16 protein-coding genes are annotated in these 19,564 nt (G+C 65.8%); 8 read left to right on the top strand and 8 right to left on the bottom strand.

Features of this window, described 5'->3' with window-relative positions:
- Complete coding sequence (locus AC1X6S_RS11095) at window positions 1–1,614, bottom strand: carboxyl transferase domain-containing protein (protein ID WP_483405792.1); 1,614 nt, start codon at window positions 1,612–1,614, stop codon at window positions 1–3.
- A gap of 131 nt (window positions 1,615–1,745) precedes the next feature.
- Between AC1X6S_RS11095 and AC1X6S_RS11090 the strand changes: the two genes are divergently transcribed.
- The 3 genes from AC1X6S_RS11090 to AC1X6S_RS11080 all read left to right on the top strand — a co-directional run bounded on the left by AC1X6S_RS11090 (window position 1,746) and on the right by AC1X6S_RS11080 (window position 3,617).
- Entirely contained in the window at window positions 1,746–2,372 is a 627-nt protein-coding gene (locus tag AC1X6S_RS11090; protein WP_483405791.1) for an SACE_7040 family transcriptional regulator, read from the top strand.
- A 139-nt stretch (window positions 2,373–2,511) separates the two neighbouring features.
- On the top strand, window positions 2,512–3,222 hold the full coding sequence (locus tag AC1X6S_RS11085) for a tetratricopeptide repeat protein (protein ID WP_483405790.1): 711 nt from the start codon (window positions 2,512–2,514) through the stop codon (window positions 3,220–3,222).
- Window positions 3,223–3,236: 14 nt separating this feature from the next.
- Entirely contained in the window at window positions 3,237–3,617 is a 381-nt protein-coding gene (locus AC1X6S_RS11080) for a hypothetical protein (RefSeq protein ID WP_483405789.1), read from the top strand.
- A gap of 22 nt (window positions 3,618–3,639) precedes the next feature.
- Here AC1X6S_RS11080 and AC1X6S_RS11075 read toward each other — a convergent pair whose 3' ends face one another.
- A complete protein-coding gene (locus AC1X6S_RS11075) occupies window positions 3,640–5,286 on the bottom strand; it encodes an ABC-F family ATP-binding cassette domain-containing protein (protein WP_483405788.1) in 1,647 nt (548 codons plus the stop codon).
- Between the two features lie 238 nt (window positions 5,287–5,524).
- On the opposite strand from AC1X6S_RS11075, the gene AC1X6S_RS11070 reads away from it, so the two are divergent.
- The 3 genes from AC1X6S_RS11070 to AC1X6S_RS11060 all read left to right on the top strand — a co-directional run bounded on the left by AC1X6S_RS11070 (window position 5,525) and on the right by AC1X6S_RS11060 (window position 7,717).
- Window positions 5,525–6,229, top strand: coding sequence for a DUF6584 family protein (locus AC1X6S_RS11070; RefSeq protein ID WP_483405787.1), 705 nt, complete (start codon window positions 5,525–5,527; stop codon window positions 6,227–6,229).
- Between the two features lie 103 nt (window positions 6,230–6,332).
- Window positions 6,333–7,064, top strand: a complete 732-nt coding sequence (locus AC1X6S_RS11065; protein ID WP_483405786.1) for a DUF6584 family protein — start codon at window positions 6,333–6,335, stop codon at window positions 7,062–7,064.
- A gap of 5 nt (window positions 7,065–7,069) precedes the next feature.
- Window positions 7,070–7,717, top strand: a complete 648-nt coding sequence (locus tag AC1X6S_RS11060; protein WP_483405785.1) for a DUF6584 family protein — start codon at window positions 7,070–7,072, stop codon at window positions 7,715–7,717.
- On the opposite strand, the gene AC1X6S_RS11055 is transcribed toward AC1X6S_RS11060, so the two are convergent.
- From AC1X6S_RS11055 to pdhA, 4 genes are read right to left on the bottom strand one after another with little or no spacing between them, the layout of a single operon-like run.
- Window positions 7,710–8,393 (bottom strand): hypothetical protein, encoded by a 684-nt coding sequence (locus AC1X6S_RS11055; protein ID WP_483405784.1) that lies wholly within the window; start codon window positions 8,391–8,393, stop codon window positions 7,710–7,712. The genes AC1X6S_RS11060 and AC1X6S_RS11055 overlap by 8 nt on opposite strands.
- Before the next feature lie 39 nt (window positions 8,394–8,432).
- The gene (locus AC1X6S_RS11050; protein WP_483405783.1) at window positions 8,433–9,968 is read right to left on the bottom strand and encodes a dihydrolipoamide acetyltransferase family protein; all 1,536 of its coding nucleotides are present in this window, start codon (window positions 9,966–9,968) and stop codon (window positions 8,433–8,435) included.
- Entirely contained in the window at window positions 9,965–10,978 is a 1,014-nt protein-coding gene (locus tag AC1X6S_RS11045; RefSeq protein WP_483405782.1) for an alpha-ketoacid dehydrogenase subunit beta, read from the bottom strand. The genes AC1X6S_RS11050 and AC1X6S_RS11045 overlap by 4 nt, the downstream gene beginning before the upstream one ends.
- Window positions 10,975–12,120, bottom strand: a complete 1,146-nt coding sequence (gene pdhA, locus AC1X6S_RS11040) for a pyruvate dehydrogenase (acetyl-transferring) E1 component subunit alpha (protein WP_483405909.1) — start codon at window positions 12,118–12,120, stop codon at window positions 10,975–10,977. Before pdhA ends, AC1X6S_RS11045 begins: the two co-directional genes overlap by 4 nt.
- A 206-nt stretch (window positions 12,121–12,326) precedes the next feature.
- Between pdhA and AC1X6S_RS11035 the strand changes: the two genes are divergently transcribed.
- Window positions 12,327–12,797: an Lrp/AsnC family transcriptional regulator gene (locus tag AC1X6S_RS11035; RefSeq protein WP_483405781.1), complete on the top strand. Its 471-nt coding sequence runs from the start codon at window positions 12,327–12,329 to the stop codon at window positions 12,795–12,797.
- Between the two features lie 80 nt (window positions 12,798–12,877).
- On the opposite strand, the gene AC1X6S_RS11030 is transcribed toward AC1X6S_RS11035, so the two are convergent.
- Window positions 12,878–15,181: a polyribonucleotide nucleotidyltransferase gene (locus tag AC1X6S_RS11030; protein ID WP_483405780.1), complete on the bottom strand. Its 2,304-nt coding sequence runs from the start codon at window positions 15,179–15,181 to the stop codon at window positions 12,878–12,880.
- Between the two features lie 436 nt (window positions 15,182–15,617).
- Here AC1X6S_RS11030 and AC1X6S_RS11025 point away from each other — a divergent pair, with 436 nt between their 5' ends.
- Complete coding sequence (locus tag AC1X6S_RS11025; RefSeq protein ID WP_483405779.1) at window positions 15,618–19,328, top strand: DUF3376 domain-containing protein; 3,711 nt, start codon at window positions 15,618–15,620, stop codon at window positions 19,326–19,328.
- On the opposite strand, the gene AC1X6S_RS11020 is transcribed toward AC1X6S_RS11025, so the two are convergent.
- Window positions 19,325–19,513, bottom strand: coding sequence for a hypothetical protein (locus AC1X6S_RS11020; RefSeq protein WP_483405778.1), 189 nt, complete (start codon window positions 19,511–19,513; stop codon window positions 19,325–19,327). The two genes, AC1X6S_RS11025 and AC1X6S_RS11020, sit on opposite strands and share 4 nt — an antisense overlap.
- Window positions 19,514–19,564: the final 51 nt, after the last annotated feature.

Raw genomic sequence — 19,564 nt, 5'->3', positions numbered from 1 at the left:
TCACATCCGGAACAGCCCGAAGGCGGAGTCTGGCAACGGTGCAAGGGCGCACACGTCGAGGGCGAGGCCAAGAACCCTGCGGGTGTCTGCGGGGTCGATGACGCCGTCGTCCCACAGGCGGGCGGTGGAGTAATAGGGGCTGCCCTGCTCCTCGAACTGGGAACGAATGGGGGCTTTGAACCGCTCCTCGTCATCGGAAGACCATTCAGTACCCGCCGCGTCATGCTGGTCGCGCTTGACCGTGGCGAGCACACCGGCGGCCTGTGCACCGCCCATCACCGAGATCCGGCTCGCCGGCCAGGTCCAGAGAAAGCGCGGCGAGTACGCGCGGCCGCACATCGAGTAGTTGCCGGCCCCGAACGAGCCGCCGATGATCACCGTGAGTTTGGGCACCCTCGTCGTCGCGACAGCCGTCACCATCTTGGCGCCGTGCTTGGCGATGCCACCGGCCTCGTAATCGCGGCCGACCATGAACCCTGAAATGTTCTGCAGGAAGATCAGCGGGATGCCGCGCTGGTCGCACAGCTCGATGAAGTGGGCGCCCTTCTGCGCGCTCTCGGAGAACAGCACACCGTTATTGGCGATGATGCCCACCGAGTGCCCGTGCAGCCGAGCGAACCCGGTGACGAGCGTCGTGCCGAACTCCTTCTTGAACTCCGCGAATTCACTGGCATCGACCAGCCGAGCGATGACCTCCCGCACGTCGTAGGGCGCCTGGACGTCGGCGGGAACGACTCCATACAGCTCCTCGATCGGGTAGAGCGGATCGAGGCTCTCTCTCGTCGGAGACCCCGAGGGCGACACGGATGCCGTTGGCAGCGTTGAGACGATATCCCGCACGATCTCGAGGGCGTGCGAATCGTCCTCGGCGAGGTGGTCGACGACGCCGGAGGTTTTCGCATGAAGGTCTCCCCCTCCGAGCTCCTCGGCCGTGACGATCTCACCGATGGCGGCCTTCACGAGTGGTGGACCGCCGAGGAAGATGGTGCCCTGGTTCCGGACGATGACCGTCTCATCGCTCATAGCGGGCACATACGCGCCACCGGCGGTGCACGATCCGAGAACGGCGGAAATCTGCGGAATCTTCGACCCGGACAACCGGGCCTGGTTATAGAAGATCCGGCCGAAGTGATCGCGGTCGGGGAAGACCTCGTCCTGCATCGGAAGGAAGGCGCCGCCCGAGTCGACGAGGTAGACGCACGGGAGCCGGTTCTCGAGCGCGATTTCCTGTGCCCGAAGGTGCTTCTTCACGGTCATTGGATAGTAGGTGCCACCCTTCACCGTGGCGTCGTTGGAGATGACGAGCACGTGGCGGCCCTGAACCAGGCCGATGCCGGCGATGACACCGGCCCCCGGGCTCTGGTCGTCGTACATTCCCGTTGCGGCGAGCGGTGCGATCTCGAGGAACGGGCTGCCGTCGTCAAGGAGCTCGTCGATGCGTTCGCGCGGCAGTAACTTGCCCCGGCCGACGTGGCGTGCGCGGGACTTTTCGGTGCCACCAAGTGCGGCAGTGGCGAGCCTCTGCCGCAGGTCGGAAACCAGGGTTCGCTGCTCGGCGTCGTTCCGGAGGAAAGAGTCGCTCGACGGCGAGACCGCGGAAATCAGTGTCTGCATTGACAGTTCCCTTGTACCGGAGTGAATGTGTACCGGAGAGGACGCCGCCATTCGGTTAGTCCCCGTTAACTGACCCCGATGTTAGTATGGATTAACTCAAATGTCCAGCATCGCTTCCAACGGAGGGCGCAATGGCCGACGACACCATCATCGATGATCACCCAGTCACGACGGAGTCTGGATCCATCAGGCTCGGCCGCAGCGCGGCGAAGGCACAACGACGGCAGGCCCTGCTCGCCGCGGCTGCCTCCCGGTTCGCCGAACGCGGCTTCAACGGGGTATCGATCGAAGACCTGGGAGCCGCTGTCGGCATGAGCGGTCCGGCGGTCTACCGGCACTTCGAGAGCAAGCAGGCGCTTCTCGCTGCGCTCCTCATCGATGTGAGCCGTGAGCTGCTGTCGGGTGGAACGGATGTCGTGGCGAGGGCGCCGGACGGAGAACTCGCGCTTCGCGCTCTCGTCGAATTCCACGTGCGTTTCGCGCTCGCCAATCCCGATGTCATCCGGGTCCAGGATCGCGATCTCGACAGCCTCTCGGAGGAGGACCGCCGCACGGTGAGAACCCTCCAGCGCCGGTACGTCGAGCTGTGGGTGGCAATCCTGCAGCGAATGCAGCCCACAACAGACGCGGCGGCCCTGAGGATCAGGGCGCACGCCGCGTTCGGGCTCATGAACTCGACCCCGTATAGCGGTGATCAGCTCCCCCAGAACGATCTCCGTGACATCCTCGAGCGGATGGCGTTCGCCGCGCTCTCCTGAGCGGTGCCGCTGCGACCCGAGTCGACGCTGCCCTCCAAACACGTCACACCCACACCCACACCCACACCCACACCCACACAACGGGGTCCTCCCGAACGGGGTGACGCCGCGGCGCCCACCTCTCTGCTTTGATGGGCCCATGCCGCAGCAGCCCCCTGCCTCCAACCCCGCGCCTGGCGAGGTAACACAGAAGGTGGACCGGGCGCGCACGCTGTGGGGCGAGGGCAAACGACGCGCGGCACTCGAGCTGCTCAAGGCTGCCGTCCGGTCAGACCCGGAGGCCACCCCGCTTCGACTCGCCCTCGCCGAGTTGTACCGCGAGATGAACTCCCCGGATCAGGCGGGCCGCTGGGGCATCGCCATCGAGGGCTGGACGACCGCGGTCGAACGGGATCGGCTGGCGCGGCTGCTGGCACCGGTCGGCACCCCGCGCGACGATCTGGTCGAGTTCCTGGCGCTCACTGGGCCTGTCGAGAGTTACCCGGATCTCGAGGAAGTGGTGGACGGGCCGCTCGCCGCGCACGTGGCGCAACGCAGAGCGGCCGCCGCGACCGACGAGTCACCTTGGGGCGAGCTGCTCTTCCCGCTCGCCGCGTTCTGCTGGATCACGACCGTGGTGGGCGGGATACTCGCGGTGGTGGCCGTCTTCATCGTCGCCTTCTTCGAACTGGCGGATGCCCGTACCGTCGCACGCATCAGCGCCGGATGCTTCCTCGCTCCAGCGGCGGTTTCCTCCTGGGTCTCGGCCGGGGCGTGCGCGGTCGAGAACCGCAGGCTGGGTGCCGGCGTCCTGACGATCGTCGGGACTATTGCGGCAACGCTCGCAGTGCTGACCTTCACGACGGCCTGACTTACTATGGGCCCATGGCCAGCAACGACGATGAGCCCCCACCCACGGCGCTTCCGGCGAACCCACCATCGCCCGAACCGGTCAATCCGGCCATCGAGGTTCTGGTGCCCAACCTGAACAGGGTCTCCTCTGCCACTTTTCGACGCGGGACGATCAGTCGACGACGCGTAAACATCGCTCTCGGATTGCTGCTTGCAATTGCAGCACTGGCGACCGTTCTCGTGATCTTCGGTGACCTGATCTTTGCGAATCTGGGCACAGCACTGGTGTGGGCATTCGTCGCGGCTCTCGTGGTCGGGGTGGTCGGCCTCGTGCTCATTCGCCGCGATGAACAGCGGGTTCGACGGGCGGGACGAGGCGGGGCCGACGAGGCCGACGAGCTCCACGAGCACTGAAAAACGCTGCCGAATACTGACGTCACCGGGCCGCCGTGAGCGATCCATCCGCGCCGAGTTCCCAGGTCGCGTCGAGGTCGAGCCTGTCGAGGAACGCCTCATCGTGGCTCACAACGAGTACCGCACCGCGGTAACTTCGGAGCGCATCGACGAGCTGATCGATACTCTGCAGGTCCAGGTTGTTCGTGGGCTCGTCGAGTACCAGAAGCTGCGAGGGCGGATCCGCAAACAACAGTCGCGCGAGCGAGACCCGGAACCGCTCACCGCCCGAGAGCGTGCGCACCTCGCGGTGCACGCTGTCGCCCCGGAGCAGGAACCGGGCGAGCCGGTTACGCAGGATGCCCGGGGCAACAGTCGGTGCGGCGGCCTGCACGTTGTCGAGCATGCTGGCGTTCTCGTCGAGCCCGTCGAGTCGCTGCGGCAGATATCCCACCCGGTCGGTGAGTCGCCGCGCGCTGATCGCACCCGCTCCCTCCGGTTCATTCACGCCGGCGTAACCGCCTGCGCTGCCGAGGCCACGGGCAGTGCCGAGAACCAGACTGTCGAGCAGCGTGGTCTTCCCCACGCCGTTCGGACCGGTGATCGCTACTCTCTCGGGACCCTGGATGATGACCGTGCGGTTTGCGGCGCGCAGTTCGGCGATCTTCCGGGCCGCCGGCACGTCCGGATCCGGGAGGTCGAGCAGGATGGGTTCGTCTTCGCGGACACGCGCCTCAGCGGCATCCAGCACCGACTGCGCAGACCTGATGTCGCGGTCCATTCCGGCACGGAGCTTTGCGGCGGAAACCTGGGCCTGTGACCGCAGGCCGTGCATGACAATCTTCGGCATCCGCTTGTTCTCGAACGCCTTCTGACCCATCTGCGCGCGTCGCGCGAGCTTCGTTTCGGCCTCGATGCGTTGTTTCTTCTCGACCTTCACCGCCTGCCCCGCTGAGCGCACCGCCTGGACGGCGGCGGACTGCTCCTGCTCGCGATGAGCGCGCCACTCGCTGTACGGCCCACCGAACACCGAGAGCTCTCCCCCGTACAGTTCTGCGGTCTCGTCCATTCCCTCGAGCAGCGACACATCGTGACTCACGACGACGAGGGCACCAGGCCACGACGCGACCAGGCCGGCCAGGCGTGTGCGGGCATCCCGATCGAGGTTGTTCGTCGGCTCGTCGAGAAGCGTGATCGCGGTCCGGCGAAGCCTGAGCCCCGTCGTCGCGACGAGCATTGCCTCACCGCCCGAGATCCGGTCCACCCTCCTGCCGAGGTCGGCGCCTGCCAGACCAATTTCGGCGAGCGCTTCGCGTGCCCGCGCTTCGATGTCCCAGTCGTCACCGAGCACGTCGAAGTGGTGGGCCGCCACATCACCGGACTCAATCGCTCTGAGCGCCGCGAGCTTTCCACGAATGCCCAGGAGATCGGCGATCGTCGCCTCGACGCGGAGGGTCAGGTTCTGGGGCAGGTATCCCACCTCACCGGCTACGGCGACCCGGCCGGAGGACGGAGTGAGTTCCCCGGCCACGAGGCGGAGGAGTGTTGATTTGCCCGATCCATTGGCGCCGACGAGACCGGTGCGCCCCGATCCGAAGGTGCCTGAGATGTGGGCGAGAGCAATGTCACCGTTGGGCCAGGAGAAGCCGAGATCGGTGAGTGTGACTGTTGCGTTGCTGTGCGAAAACATGGGACTCCGGGGTAGTCAGCGGTCGCGCTGAATACCGGAGCCTGATGTGGCGAATCGACGGTCGTCAGCGCGCGGGAAGCGGCGCGGAACCGAAGATGTCCACAGCAATTACCTATCGTGAGGGAACAGAAGTAGAAATCTTCGCACGGGATCGCTTGGATGGCAAGCGATGCGGAATCAGTCGCGATGCCCGATCTGGGGTCTCGCCGCGGAGCGCGCAAACCGATTCGATGTTCACATGCCCGTATCGCAACACCAGGAGGAGGCGAATGAGATCAATCGCGCTCATCAGCTCATCCGTGTCGGAAGGTCGTCTGCGGCTCGACAGGCACTGAAGGCCGCGGTCCGCGCACAGCCGGACTCCCGTCCGCTCCACCTCCTGCTCGCCGAGCTGTATCGCGAGATCGACTGCCCAGACCAGGCCGGCCGCTGGGGCATCCTTATCGACGGCTGGGCAACACCGCGCGAGCAGGACCGGCTCGCACGTTTGCTCGCATCATCCGGCGTTGCGCCTCAGGACGTACCCGCCTTCCTCGCGCTTCCCACACGCAATCTCGATGAGTACCCCACTATCGAGGCTTTGCTCGATGGCCCGGTCGCCCGCTATCGCCCACGCTATGACGACAAGATCGTCAAGCGGCCGAACCCGCCAAGCCGTTTCTTCACCGTCGTCGCCAAAGTCGTCTGGGTGGCCGCGTTCGTGGTCGTCGGCATCCACCTGATCATGTCCTTCATCGAGTGGTTCCCGGGGCGCGACGAACTGCTCGTTCTTGCGCAATGGCTCGGCGGCTCCGGTGGCGTGCTCGTCGGATTCGCGCTCCTCATGAATGCTGCGGCAGCCGCGGCCCAGCGAGAGCTGCGGTGGGCCGCGACGCTCGGCGTTGTCTCGCTACTCGTCACGGGCACCGCGATCAGCCGTCTTGCGGACTTACTCGTTGGCTAGTTCGCGTTGATTACCCAGCTCGAGACCGGGTGCACGCGCACCGAGACGACACCGCCCGAATGGGGTAGCGACGAAACAGCTCACCGACTGATTTGATAAGACAATGCCCGGGCCCCATGCACTTTACGTTGCTCGCCGCATCAACCGCTCACGCCAGCTGCACGCTGCTGGGAATCGGCGCGGAGCAGTCGAGCTGCTCACGACCCACGTGCGCAGAGACCCTCGATCGATGGAACTTCGGATAGCTCTCGCCGAACTGTATCGAGACATGGGGCACTCCGACCAGGCTGGTCGGTGGGGAATCGCCGTCGAGGGCTGGACCACATCGATCGAGCGGGACCGGCTGGCGCGTTTGCTCGCATCGTCGCGCGTCACCGACCAGGATATCGAGGAGTTTCTGGTGCTGCCGCCCGGGATGGTAGCGGCACGACCCGATATCGTCGCGCTCCTCGACGGTCCGGTCGCTCATTACCGTGAGCACTTCGCTGCACGCAACCGTGAGCGGCTCGATCGCTATTTGAGTGCTTCGACGGACAAACGGGGCGCTGGGTTCACGACCGCCGCGTCCGTCTGCTTCGGTTTCGCGATCAGCGCGCTGGTGTTAGGGATCCTTTCCGTCTTCGTCGCGGCTGTCTTCGGGTTCGCCGATTCGCCAGGTCTTGCCCGCTATGTCCTACTCGCGAGTGTTGCCCTGGCCGGGTTCGCGTTGTTGATGCTTACAGCAGCGGCCGTCGCTCAACGCCGATGGACAAGACGGACCGCGTCGCTCTGCCTCTGTGGTCTCCTCGTGACGGTCGGCTCCATCGTGGGCTTCGTCGCCATGGCTGGAAGCTAGTCGGCGTGCTCGACCCACTGAACCTGTCGCAGGAACTCCGACGAGATGGCAACGTACGACTTGCCCTCAACGTTCTGAAGAACGCTGCCTGGGCGGACCCGGGAGACCTCCGCGTTCGTCGTGCGCTGGCCGAGGTGTACCGAGAGATGGGCTACCCCGATCAGGCCGGTCGGTGGGGCATCGCTCTCGATGGCTGGACAACAGCGAAGGAAAAAGAGGAACTCGTCAAGAGCATCGCTTATCGAGACGAGGATGATCTGGTGAAGTTCCTCAACATTCCGTCGGCTCCCCACACGTTCGCCGACCTGCATGACCTCTTGGCCGGCCCGGTGAAAAAGTACATGGAGCCATCGTCTGACCGGTGGCGCGAGACCCTCTTCGGTATTGCCGCAATTGGCTGGTTGGTGTCGACAATCACATTCCTCATCGGATCGATTGCAGTGACGGTGTTGGTCACAGCCGAGGTCGGTGACCCAGCGGGTGTCGCGCGGCTCATTGCCTATCCGAACGTCGTACTCGCGGGTCTCTCAACGAGTATCTACGCTCTTTCGGCCCGGGCATGGTGGGCACCGATCGTAGGCGTGGTCGGACTGCTGTTCACCGGCGCTGGCGTCATCGCCTTTGTACATCCAGCCGGCCTGATGCCTAACTGATGGACTTCGGCGGCGGGCCCCACTGGTCGACGGTCCTGTGCAGCACGTTCCCCTGCACCGAAAACGCTGGATCCGGCCCGTCCTCGACGTCCGCATGGAGGTCGATCAGCTCCGCCGGAGCGATGACGTCGGTGATGACGCCGGCGGGCTGCAGCCCGGTCGTTTTTCCCAGATGCTGCCAGCCATCGGCGTGCGCGATTTCGTAGAGTGCGGCTCCCAACCAGTCCACCCGTGATCGGGCGTCCTCGTCGCTGTCGGATGGCCACATCCGCAGGTACGCCTCGCGGCCTGCCGCGAGAACGGCCGCGGAGTCCACGACGTTGTACTCGGCACGCTGCAGGACGCTGATCACCGGGATCTCCTCCGGTTCGCCCTCGTCCTCGTCATCATCCTCGACGTCTTCGTCGTCTTCGTCGTCCGATTCGGTGACCTCGGCGAACGAAAAGTACTCCCCGCTCAGCGCGTACTGGCAATCACAGAACGCAACCGCAGCGTCATCAACCCGGTTGCCCATCCGGTGAAGCTCCTCCAGATCAGATTCGGGACCTATGGCGTCGAGTGCGGCGAGTTGCTCCCGAACAGCATCCAGCAGCGCTTCACCGGTGCGCCGCACCTGCTCGCGTGCCTCCGGTGTCCAGAGATCGAGTTCGTCACGGTCGTCGTCAGCATCGGTCACGTCGCCGAGCATAGCGGTTGAGGCGTTTCTCACGGCGCCTCACACCATCGTCAGAACCATCCCCGGGTTGCTGAGGATGTTGCCGACATCGACGAGGAACCTCGACCCCTGCTCCCCATCCACCAGACGATGGTCGAACGACAGGCTCAACGTCATGACCTCGCGCAGCGCGATCTCGCCCCGGTATTCCCATGGCATCCGCCGCACCGCCCCGATGGCCAGAATCGCCGCCTCACCCGGGTTGAGGATCGGCGTGCCGGCGTCGACACCGAACACGCCGACATTGGTGATGGTGATGGTTCCGCCGGCGAGGCTCTGCGGGCTGGTCGCCCCAGCCCGAGCGCTCTCGATGAGCGCGTCGAGCGCGTCACGCAGCCCGGCGAGACTCAGGGTGTCCGCGTCCTTGATGTTCGGCACGATGAGCCCACGCCCGGTGGCGGCAGCGATACCGAGATGCACAGCGCCGAGCTGCACGATCTCCTGTGCGTCTTCGTCCCACCGCGAATTCACTTCGGGAGTCCGGGCAGCCGCCAGGATCACCGCCTTTGCCGCGAGGGTGAGGATCGACAGACGTTTGCCCCGGAACTCCGGAGTGTCCGCGAGCGACCGCACGAGGTCCATACCGGCGGTCACGTCGATCGTGAGGAACTCCGTGACGTGCGGCGCCGTAAACGCGGACCGCACCATCGCCTCGGCGGTCGCTTTTCGAACGCCTCGAATCGGAACCCTGACATCCGCTCGACGCCCACGCGCCGCGCTCAGCGCGAGATCCCCTCCGTCGACGTCAGCGCCCTCGGCGACGTCCTCGCGTGCGTTTTCCTGCGGCGCAGTAACGGATGCCGTCACGTGGCCGGCGGCCCGCTCAATGTCCTCCCGCGTGATGAGCCCGGTCTCCCCCGTGCCCGTGACCGTTGCGAGGTCGATGCCCAGATCTCGAGCGAGCTTCCGAACGGGCGGTGTCGAGCGGGGGCGCTCGGCCTCCGACCTCGCTGGCTCCTCCGGTGCCACCGTGCTGCCTGCGTCAAGACCCTGATCGCTGGGTGCGGCGTTGCCCGGGTTGGCGCCCTCGCCCGCTCCCCATCGTGCACGCCGCTGGGGCCGGTCGCCCCGGTCGACCCGCGGGCCGTACCCGACGAGCACCGGTTCCCGCTCTCCCCTCCCCCGCGAACTCTCCGCCGACGCCGCTCCGACGCCCGCACCAGCATCACCAGCTGCCGTCCGCACCCGCTGACTACCGGCATCCGGTTCACCCGCTCCCGTCTCGGCGTCGACGTCGACGTCATTCGGTGCTCCGTCAGTGGGCACATCAGTTGGCTCGTCGGTCCCCAGACCAACCGTGACCTCGAACGCCACGATCGGCTCACCGACGTTGACCGTCGTGCCCTCGTCGGCGAACAGCTGCGACACCGTGCCGGCGAAGGGAGACGGCAACTCGACGAGCGCCTTGGCTGTCTCGACCTCAGCGATGACCTGGTTGAGCGTCACCGTGTCACCGACGGCAACCCGCCACGCCACGATCTCACTCTCGGTGAGCCCCTCACCCAGATCGGGCAGGGCGAAGTTCACGATGCTCATGCTGTTGCCTTCCAACCCGTCAGGGAATTTCGACGGCCGAGGACGCGATCGACAGCGTCGAGAATCCGGTCGAGGTCGGGCAGGAACGCGTCCTCGAGCGAGGCCGGCGGGTATGGCGTGTCAAACCCGGTGACCCTCGCCGGCGCGGCCTCGAGCCAGTCAAAGCAGCGCTCGGTGATCGACGCGGTGATCTCAGCGCCCATCCCGCCGGATTGCGCGGCCTCGTGGGTGATCACCAGCCGGCCGGTTTTCCGAACGGATGCCTCCACCGTCGCGAAGTCCACCGGCGAGAGTGAGCGGAGATCGATGACTTCAACTGCCACACCGTCGTCTGCCGCCGCAGCAGCGGCATCCAGCGCCGTCCGCACGAGCGGGCCGTACGCCACCAGTGTGACGTCGGTTCCCGGCCGCACGACCCGAGCCTGGCCGAGCGGCGCCGCCTTTGCCCCGAGCTCGGTGTCGACGTCGCCCTTCTGCCAGTACCGGCGCTTGGGTTCGAAGAACAGCACCGGGTCGTCGCTGGCAATGGCCTGCTGGATCATCGTGTGGGCGTCCTGCGGGTTTGAGCACGACACCACCCGGAGTCCTGCCGTGTGCGCGAAGTACGCCTCGGGTGACTCCGAGTGGTGTTCGACAGCGCCGATGCCGCCACCGAAGGGCACACGGATGGTGATGGCCATTCTCACGTTGCCCCTGGTTCGGTAGTGCAGCTTGGCAACCTGGGCGACGATCTGGTCGAAGCCCGGGTAGATAAAGCCGTCGAACTGGATCTCGCAGACCGGGCGATACCCGCGGATGGCGAGGCCGACCGCCGTGCCAATGATGCCGGCCTCGGCGAGCGGGGTGTCGATCACGCGACGAGGACCGAACTCCCCCTGCAGCTTGTCCGTGATGCGGAAGACTCCGCCGAGCTTGCCGATGTCTTCTCCCAGGAGCACCACCTTGTCGTCGCGGGCGAGCGAGCGACGGAGTCCGTCGTTGAGCGCACCGGCCATCGTCATCTGGCTCATGACTCGCTCCCTTCGGCGTCGCTGTCGGCATCGCTGCTTCCGAACGACGCGAGGTACGCGGCGTACTGGCTCTTCTGCCGCTCAAGGCCCGAGTGCGGCTCGGCGAAGACGTGATCGAAAACGGTGAGCGGATCTGGCTTGGGGATCGAGAGGCACGCCGCCCGCAGTTCGCTGGCCACGGCATCCGATCTTCCATCCACTCTCGACCGCAGCTCTTCCGTGAACGCGCCGCGCGCGTCGAGGAGGGCGGCGATGCGCGTGATCGGGTCCTTTGCGCGCCACTCGTCGAGTTCGCCCGCCGGACGGTATCGGGTGGGGTCATCGCTCGTGGTGTGCGGACCCATCCGGTAGGTGACCGCCTCGATGAAGGTGGGTCCGCCGCCGGAGCGCGCCCGATCGAGAGCGATGCGCGTCGCGGCCATCACGGCGAGCACGTCATTGCCGTCAATACGCATGCTCGGGATGCCGAAGCCCGGTGCACGGTCCGAGATGTGGCGCTGCGATTGCAGTCCCACCGGTTCGGAGATCGCCCACTGGTTGTTCTGGCAGAAGAAGACGACCGGGGCCGAGAAACTCGCCGCGAAGACGAGAGCCTCGTTGACGTCGCCCTGGCTCGTTGCGCCGTCGCCGAAATAGGCGATCGTGACCGAGTCGACGCCGTCGTGTTTGCAGCCGAGCGCGTACCCCGTGGCGTGGAGAGTCTGTGCGCCGATGATGACGGCCGGTGTGGCCATGCCGACCTCGTACGGATTCCAGCCGGATGCCGCGCTGCCGCGCCAGACCCGCATCAGGTCGGTGAAGTCGACGCCGCGGCAGTAGGCGACGCCGTTCTCGCGATAGCTCGAGAACACGAAGTCGTCGCTTCGCAGCGCACGGGCCGAGCCGATTTGCGCAGCTTCCTGGCCGAGCAGCGGTGGCCAGAGTCCGATCTCACCCTGCCGCTGAAGCGCTGTGGCTTCCGTGTCGATGCGCCGGACGACGACCATGTCTTCGTACAGGTCGATGAGCTGTTCTGTGGAGACGTCGTCGACCCACGGATCGAAACCCGGGTTGCTGACGCGTGTGCCGTCCGGCCGAACGAGCTGGACGACATCTTCGAGGGAACCGAGGTGCAGACCGTACTCGTCGTGCGCCTCGTGAATTCGTGTGCCTTCATGGGTGGTGGACACAGTTACACGCCACTTTCTTTCGTGTACTGAACCGCTGGATCGCAGCAATTCAGCATCCGGCGCCGTTGCCAGATGTACGTGCGACGGTACGCCGGGCCGTCAATGGGCACAACCGTCGTCGTTCCGATTGCGCATTCTGCCCGGTGAGATCGAAACAGGGGCTGCTAGTCTCTGGCACTATGCACAAGCTCGACCGCACAGACACTCGCCTTCTCCTGGCGCTCGCTGAAGATCCGCGATCGTCGATCGTTGCCCTCGCCGAGAAACTCGGGTTGTCACGCAACACCGTGCAGGCACGGCTGAGCGCCATCGACTCGACCGATGTGCTCGGTTCGTTCGAGCGGCGGATCAACCCGGCCGCGCTGGGTTACCCGTTGTCGGCGTTCATCTCGGTCCATCTGCAGCAGCAGAAGCTCGGGGCGATCGTCGAACAGCTCTCGAAGATCCCCGAGATCATCCAGGCGCACGGGCTGAGTGGTTCAAGTGACCTCCTCGTGCGGGTCGTTGCCACCGACGCCGACGACCTGTTCCGCGTGTCGAGCCTCATCCTCGCGTGCGACGGGGTCGACCGCGCCGAGACCTCGCTGGCGATGGGCGAGCTGATCCCGTTCCGGGCCGCTCCCCTGCTGGAGCGCGCGCAACGGGACTAAGCCCGACGTCACACGTTAACGAACGGATGCCCCGCCTCGATTTCTCGAGGCGGGGCATCCGTTATTCAGAAGAGAGCTGCTTAGCCTTCAGCGGGCTGCTCGGCGTGAACGCGAGGAGCCTGCGCGGTGTCGCCACCTTCAGCGGGCTCTTCGGAGTGAACACGCTCAGACTCTTCGGCGACAACCGGCTCAAGCGAGAGCTTGCCGCGGTCGTCGATCTTCGTGATCTGAACGAGGATCTTCTGTCCGACGCCGAGGACGTCTTCGACGTTCTCAACACGCTTGCCACCGGCGAGCTTGCGCACCTCAGAGATGTGCAGCAGGCCGTCCTTGCCCGGGAGCAGCGAGACGAAGGCGCCGAATGTGGCGATCTTCACGACGGTTCCGAGGAACTGCTCGCCAACCTCAGGGTTGGTCGGGTTGGCGATCGCGTTGACCTGGGCACGAGCTGCCTCAGCCGACGGTCCGTCGACAGCGCCGATGTACACGGTGCCGTCTTCTTCGATCGAGATGTCTGCGCCGGTCTCGTCCTGGATGGCGTTGATCGTCTTGCCCTTGGGGCCGATCAGCTCACCGATCTTGTCGACGGGGATGTTGACGCTGATCACGCGAGGTGCGGTCGGTGCCATTTCATCCGGAGCGTCGATCGCGGCGTTCAGGACGGAGAGGATCGTGGTGCGAGCCTCCTTGGCCTGGGTCAGCGCGGCCTTGAGCACGGAGGCGGGGATGCCGTCGAGCTTGGTGTCGAGCTGGATCGCCGTGACGAACTCAGAAGTACCGGCAACCTTGAAGTCCATGTCGCCGAGTGCGTCTTCTGCACCGAGGATGTCGGTGAGAGCCGCGTAGCGGGTCTGGCCGTCAACCTCGTCGGAGACGAGGCCCATGGCGATACCGGCAACCGGGGCGCGCAGCGGCACACCGGCGTTGAGCAGCGACAGGGTCGAGGCGCAAACGGAACCCATCGACGTCGAACCGTTGGAGCTGAGAGCCTCAGACACCTGACGGATGGCGTACGGGAATTCCTCGCGGCTCGGAAGAACCGGAACGAGTGCGCGCTCGGCGAGGAAGCCGTGCCCGATCTCGCGACGCTTCGGCGAACCGACGCGGCCGGTCTCACCGGTGGAGTACGGCGGGAAGTTGTAGTGGTGCAGGTAGCGCTTCTTCGTGATCGGGCTCAGTGAGTCGATCTGCTGCTCCATCTTGAGCATGTTCAGCGTGGTGACACCCAGGATCTGGGTCTCTCCGCGCTGGAAGATCGCCGAACCGTGAACGCGAGGAATGACCTGAACCTCGGCGTCGAGCGGACGGATGTCTGCAAGGCCGCGGCCGTCCATACGGACACCCTCGGTGAGGATGCGGCTGCGGACGATGTCCTTGGTGACGGACTTGTACGCGGCCGACACCTGGTTGTTGGCGTCTGCGGGCAGTTCGCCTGCTTCGACCTTGGCGGCGATGGCAGCCTTGACGCGGTCCTTGAGCTCGTCGTCAGCGTTCTGACGCTCCTGCTTGTCGGCGATCTGGTAGATCGAGGTGAGCTCGGTCTTGGCCAGTTCGGAGACAGCGGCGAGGGTCTCGTCGGTGTACGGGAGGAAGACCGGGTACTCGCGAACTTCCTTGGCAGCCTGTGCGGCGAGCTCGGACTGAGCCTTGACCAGCTGGAGAAGGAACGGCTTCGCGGCGTCGAGGCCCTCGGCGACGACCTCTTCGTTCGGCTTGCGGGCGCCGGCCTGGATGAGGCCCCATGCACCTTCGGTGGCTTCGGCTTCAACCATCATGATGGCGATGTCTTCGTTGCCGTTCTCGTCTGTGACGAGGCGGCCGGCGACAGTGAGGTCGAAGACGGCGTCAGCGAGCTGCGATGCCTTCGGGAATGCGACCCACTGGCCGTTGATGAGGGCGAGACGGATGCCGGCGATCGGGCCCGAGAACGGAAGTCCCGAGATCTGCGTCGACATCGATGCTGCGTTGATCGCCAGGGCGTCGTAGAACTCGTCGGGAGCGATGCTCAGGACGGTGATGACGATCTGGACTTCGTTGCGCAGGCCGGTCACGAATGACGGACGGAGCGGACGGTCGATCAGGCGGCAAACGAGGATGGCCTCGGTAGACGGACGACCTTCGCGACGGAAGAACGAGCCGGGGATCTTGCCTGCAGCGTAGCTGCGCTCTTCAACGTCCACCGTGAGGGGGAAGAAGTCGAACTGGTCTTTGGGGTGCTTTCCGGCGCTGGTGGCCGAGAGAAGCATGGTTTCTTCATCGAGGTATGCAGCAATGGCACCCTGTGCCTGCTGTGCAAGACGTCCTGCTTCGAAGCGGACTGTGCGCTTTCCGAACTTGCCGTTGTCGAGGACTGCCTCGGCGAACTTGATTTCTGGACCTTCCATAGGTCTCTCCTTACGTTTAGCGCTGCCCCGTGTGGGCGCACGCTCTGCGAGGAGCAGGAACAGGCAGTAAATTCTCAGACCGTGTGGTCTGGCTGATCTCCAGTAGAAAACCGCTCTCACTACCGCCGATACACCGAAGGGAGGAACGTCGGGAAGACCGACGTGAGAGAAATTCACCACCGAGGACCAGCTTCCTGCCGGCCTGCTCCGTTGATGTGGGCCCGATATTGCTATCGAGCCGTGTCCAGCCTAGCAGAGGGCCCCTTTTGTGCGCTGGGAAGTTGCTCATCCCGCGTGTCCATTGGGTGAACGGCCGACAGCTCGGTGGCCAGACGGCTGCCTCCACCGTCGTCCTGAGCCTCCGATCGAGCCACTACCGAGAGGCATCGACGCGAGAGTACGGTGACTCGCATCACTCTCGCGGCAAGGATGGCACATGGGTACCAGCGCGCAACCGGCGACCTTGATGGCGGTCGCGCTCGACCCCGGCGAGCGCCTCACTCCCCGCCGGATCAGCGTCAGCGAGTTCGATGCGCTCCAGCCCCGTCACTCGCGAATTCTGCGTGCCGCCCTGGCCATGCGCGGCGGAGTGAGCCTCGCGGTCTGGATCGGTGGTGCGACAGCAGAGATGGACCTGTGGCGTCGCATCCGCATCCGCACGGATGCCGGCGGGTCGACGTACGCCGTGATCGTGCCCCCGTCACTGGGGGGGATGGAGTCACTATCAAACATCACGCTGGACGCCGTGTGGCTCGACCGCGTCGTGACCTACGCACGACTCCTGCACTCGCGCGGGTTCGACGCCATCGAGTTCGACGTTCTGGCCGGTGCGAGTGCCGGTGGCCTCAACGCCGTGATGTACGCCACAGCGCAGCGCGCGGGTGCCGATGTCGATGCGCTTTTGCCGGTCTGGCGCGACATAGGAAGTGTCTGGCGGCTCCTGCGCCCGCCCGGGTTCGAGCGCGTCGATTCCATCCTGCGCGGTGACGGATACTTCTGGCCCGAACTTAAGGGCGTCCTCCACCGTCTCTATGCGGGCACCGGCAATCATCCGTTCCACCGTGCAACCCGCATGGCCGTTGATCTCTCGGCAACGCTCATCGACAACACGGATGCCGCCGCGCGGCCAACTGAGGACGCCAACGGTCATTTCCACTTCGTCGGCAGTGATGACGGTTCGGCGTCAGAGTATGGCCGCGCGATTCCCTCCGGCGACGGGCCGGTGCCGGCAGCCGACCTGGCTCGACTCGCCTACGCCGCGCGCACGACGTCATCGTTTCCGGGCGCGTTCGAGCCTGCGCTCATCTTCTCGAAGTCGACGCGCCTACCCCTCAACGGCCCGTGGGTCCCGGATGTGGAGAGCATCGATATGACCTTCGCGTTCCACGCGCACCGGGACGACTGGTCACATCCGTTTCGCGTCGTCGACGGTGGCGTGCTCGATAACGTTCCGATTGATCGGGCGTTTCGGGCGGTCCGCGGTATGGCCTCGAGGGTCAATGCCACCCGGGCGCTGCTGTACCTCGACCCGAGTCCCCCGACCGAGCCGCTCGCCTCGGTGCGACCGACCCACTACGGGCGGGCGGATGCTGGCTCGGCGCCCGCCGGACCCCACCGGTTGCTCGAGCGGCTGGCTGACAGGCAGTCCCAGTTTCTCTCCGTCATCGTCGCGGCGCTGAGACGACAGGTGATGAGGGAGTCAGGGCCGGAGGAGGAAGACGAAGTCGAGCGGTTCCGCCTCGCCCTCAAACAATCGGAGGGACGGAGCGAGTCCTTCGCCGTTTTCTCCCCAGCGGCCGTTGACGACTACGACCGGGTGGAGGCGCAACGCGCCTACATCCGGTACCGGGCGGCGGCGGATCTGCAGCGGATCACGCTTGTGCTCGCCGATCCCTCGCTGTGGCAGCTCGGCACCAACCTGCCGACGCGGTCCGACTGGCGTGCGCGATCAGCCGAGGAACGTCGCGGACTGGATCACCTTTTCAAGCGCGTCTTCGACGATCTGTCCGGCGAATCCGAGACTAGGGAGTTCTTCCGCGCTGTCGTCGTCGGACCCCAGGCGCTGCTGGATGCGACGCTGTCGCTGCTCAACTGGGTGCGGTCGCTCGAAAGCGTCGTGGCGACCAGTGATGCGGTCGCCGACATCCGGCTCAGGGTCTACGAGGTCCTCGCACGGGCAACCGACGCGCGGGACCTGTGCCTTCGCGCCGTGCTCGACGACGCCGAGCGGCTCGACGCGGCATCGTCGCCCGCCCGGCTGGCCGACACAGTTCTTGCGGCATGGATTCGCGAGAACTCCGCCGCCGTCGGTGCCGTTGCGAGGCACTGGGCCGTCCTCGATGAGTGCCTCGACGCGCTCCGCACCGCGTCGCCCGGCCATGGCGAGACCGGTACTCGCAGCAGCAACGCCGATTCAACCACCAGCACGCACACCGCCCGGGTGTGGGCACATGTGCCGTGGAGCGGGATTCCGATGCGCCGACCGGACTTCACAGCACTCGACCTTGCCCCGTTCCTCGCGGCGATGGGGATCCCCGAACCCATCTCCGCGCTGGCGTTCTGGCGGATCACCGGAGATGAACCAGCGGCCAGGCCTGGCGACTACACGGCCTTGCTCGAGCGCAAGATGCGGACAGCAACACGCACAGCACTTTCACGCCCGACCAGCGACATCGACCAGGACGTCCTCGCTCGCCTGTTCGGCACACCTCTCACGTCGCGAGACAAGCTCGCCGGCATAGCCGCCGTCAACTTCGGCGGGTTCCTCGCGAGGGGGTGGCGCGCGAATGACTGGTGGTGGGGACGACTGGATGCCGCTGCGGGCATGACCCGCTTCATCCATTCCTACCCGCCGCTCGAACAGGCGGGCAGAAGGAGAACCGAACCGCCATCGATCGACGCCGTGCAGTCCAGTGTGCTGGCGGACGCGGCGGCGAGCCCTGACCGACCTTTTCCGGCGGACCCGGGCGAAACAGCGCCACCACACCAGATCCGTTGCGTGTTCACCCGCGGCGGAAACACGCTCGGGGATCTCTCGCCTGGGTACCTTCTCGCCGTGCTGTCCCGCAGCATCCGCGTGACATCCCGGGCGATCTCGGGATCAACGTCGACGCCCGGACGCCTGTTCCTCGCGCTCCTGCGTCCACTGGTCCTCTTCGTGCCGCTCGTTGCCACACCGGTCAGGGCGGGAGCCGCTGTGCTGATTCTCGGCGCAACCATCGTTCTGTCAGCATCCTCAACCCCGGTCACCGTGAGCGCGCCCGGCGCGGGGACGGTACTGGCGGGAGCCCTCATCCTCGCGGCAATATTCGTTGCACTGGTCGCCGGACTCGGAGTCGCCGTGCACCGTTGGCGACACCTCATCGGTGCCATCGAGAAAGCGGATGGGGCCCGGAAAGCGGATGCCCCACCGAGCCCGAATACCAGAGAGGGCGCGGCTGCCAGAGAGCGGGCGCCCGCCAGCTGGCTGGCGCGTGCGCTGGCGTCGGCACACACGCTGCGCACGGCTGCCACCTGGCAGGCGGCGACGTGCGCGGCCGGGTCGTGCACAACCCTGGGGATCGCGGCGTTGCTGCTGGCCGGCAACGGCCTCGGCGCGTCGTTCTGGATCCTCGCCTACGCCGCGGTGATCCTTGCCGCACTGGCACTGCACCTCGCGCGATCGCCGAGTGACAGGGGCACGCCCGCCCTCACCTTCGGCGCCTGCGCCGTCGGTTACGCCGTCTGGATTGCTCTCGTGCTCGCGCTGCCCGGGTTCGTCGCCGACGTCAGTGCCGGCGCGAGCGGAACCGGCGGCATTTTCGGGCTCCCGGCATCCGACCTGGTGGTTGTTGCCGGTGTTGCGCTGGCCGGCTTCAGCGTCGCTCTCCTGCTGACGGTCGGGTGGCTGCCGGTCAGGGCGCGACTCCCGCGCACCTGGCTGCTCAACACGGTGACCGTGTCAGCGGTCGCGGGTGCGGCAGCCGCGGCGGTCGTCGTGGTCTCGATGCTGTTGCCCGGCACGAATGCGACGCCGCTTCACGTCGCTGCCACGGTTATCGTGATGGTCTTTGTCTGGGGTCAGCACGTGTGGTGGCTGCCCGAGATCCCGGAGGGCAGAAGCGACGCCTGGAAAGCGGCCGTCATCCCGGACGCCCTGCGCGATTAGTCGCGGGTGCGGGCCCACCAGGCGCCGACAACGATGAGCAGCACTACGGCGACGAGGGCGATCAGGGCGAACTTGATCGCGGCGGCGAGGAAGGCAAGCGCGATGTTGACGATCCACGATGCAACGACGACAGCGAGAATGACGACGACGATGCCGATCAGGAGGTTCTTTGTGCTGGTCTTCATGGCTCAAGTTGACCACACGATCGTCGTCAACAGCGAACGAGTACTCCGCAC

Source organism: Mycetocola sp. Y442 (assembly GCF_056898615.1).
Note: the sequence above shows the minus strand (reverse complement) of the source record. Positions and strands in the feature narration are given on the sequence as shown.

Coding starts and splice junctions, on each gene's coding strand:
- AC1X6S_RS11095 (WP_483405792.1), bottom strand. CDS start 1,614: ATGCAGACACTGATTTCCGCGGTCTCGCCGTCGAGCGACTCTTTCCTC.
- AC1X6S_RS11090 (WP_483405791.1), top strand. CDS start 1,746: ATGGCCGACGACACCATCATCGATGATCACCCAGTCACGACGGAGTCT.
- AC1X6S_RS11085 (WP_483405790.1), top strand. CDS start 2,512: ATGCCGCAGCAGCCCCCTGCCTCCAACCCCGCGCCTGGCGAGGTAACA.
- AC1X6S_RS11080 (WP_483405789.1), top strand. CDS start 3,237: ATGGCCAGCAACGACGATGAGCCCCCACCCACGGCGCTTCCGGCGAAC.
- AC1X6S_RS11075 (WP_483405788.1), bottom strand. CDS start 5,286: ATGTTTTCGCACAGCAACGCAACAGTCACACTCACCGATCTCGGCTTC.
- AC1X6S_RS11070 (WP_483405787.1), top strand. CDS start 5,525: ATGCCCGTATCGCAACACCAGGAGGAGGCGAATGAGATCAATCGCGCT.
- AC1X6S_RS11065 (WP_483405786.1), top strand. CDS start 6,333: ATGCCCGGGCCCCATGCACTTTACGTTGCTCGCCGCATCAACCGCTCA.
- AC1X6S_RS11050 (WP_483405783.1), bottom strand. CDS start 9,968: ATGAGCATCGTGAACTTCGCCCTGCCCGATCTGGGTGAGGGGCTCACC.
- AC1X6S_RS11045 (WP_483405782.1), bottom strand. CDS start 10,978: ATGAGCCAGATGACGATGGCCGGTGCGCTCAACGACGGACTCCGTCGC.
- AC1X6S_RS11035 (WP_483405781.1), top strand. CDS start 12,327: ATGCACAAGCTCGACCGCACAGACACTCGCCTTCTCCTGGCGCTCGCT.
- AC1X6S_RS11030 (WP_483405780.1), bottom strand. CDS start 15,181: ATGGAAGGTCCAGAAATCAAGTTCGCCGAGGCAGTCCTCGACAACGGC.
- AC1X6S_RS11025 (WP_483405779.1), top strand. CDS start 15,618: ATGGGTACCAGCGCGCAACCGGCGACCTTGATGGCGGTCGCGCTCGAC.
- AC1X6S_RS11020 (WP_483405778.1), bottom strand. CDS start 19,513: ATGAAGACCAGCACAAAGAACCTCCTGATCGGCATCGTCGTCGTCATT.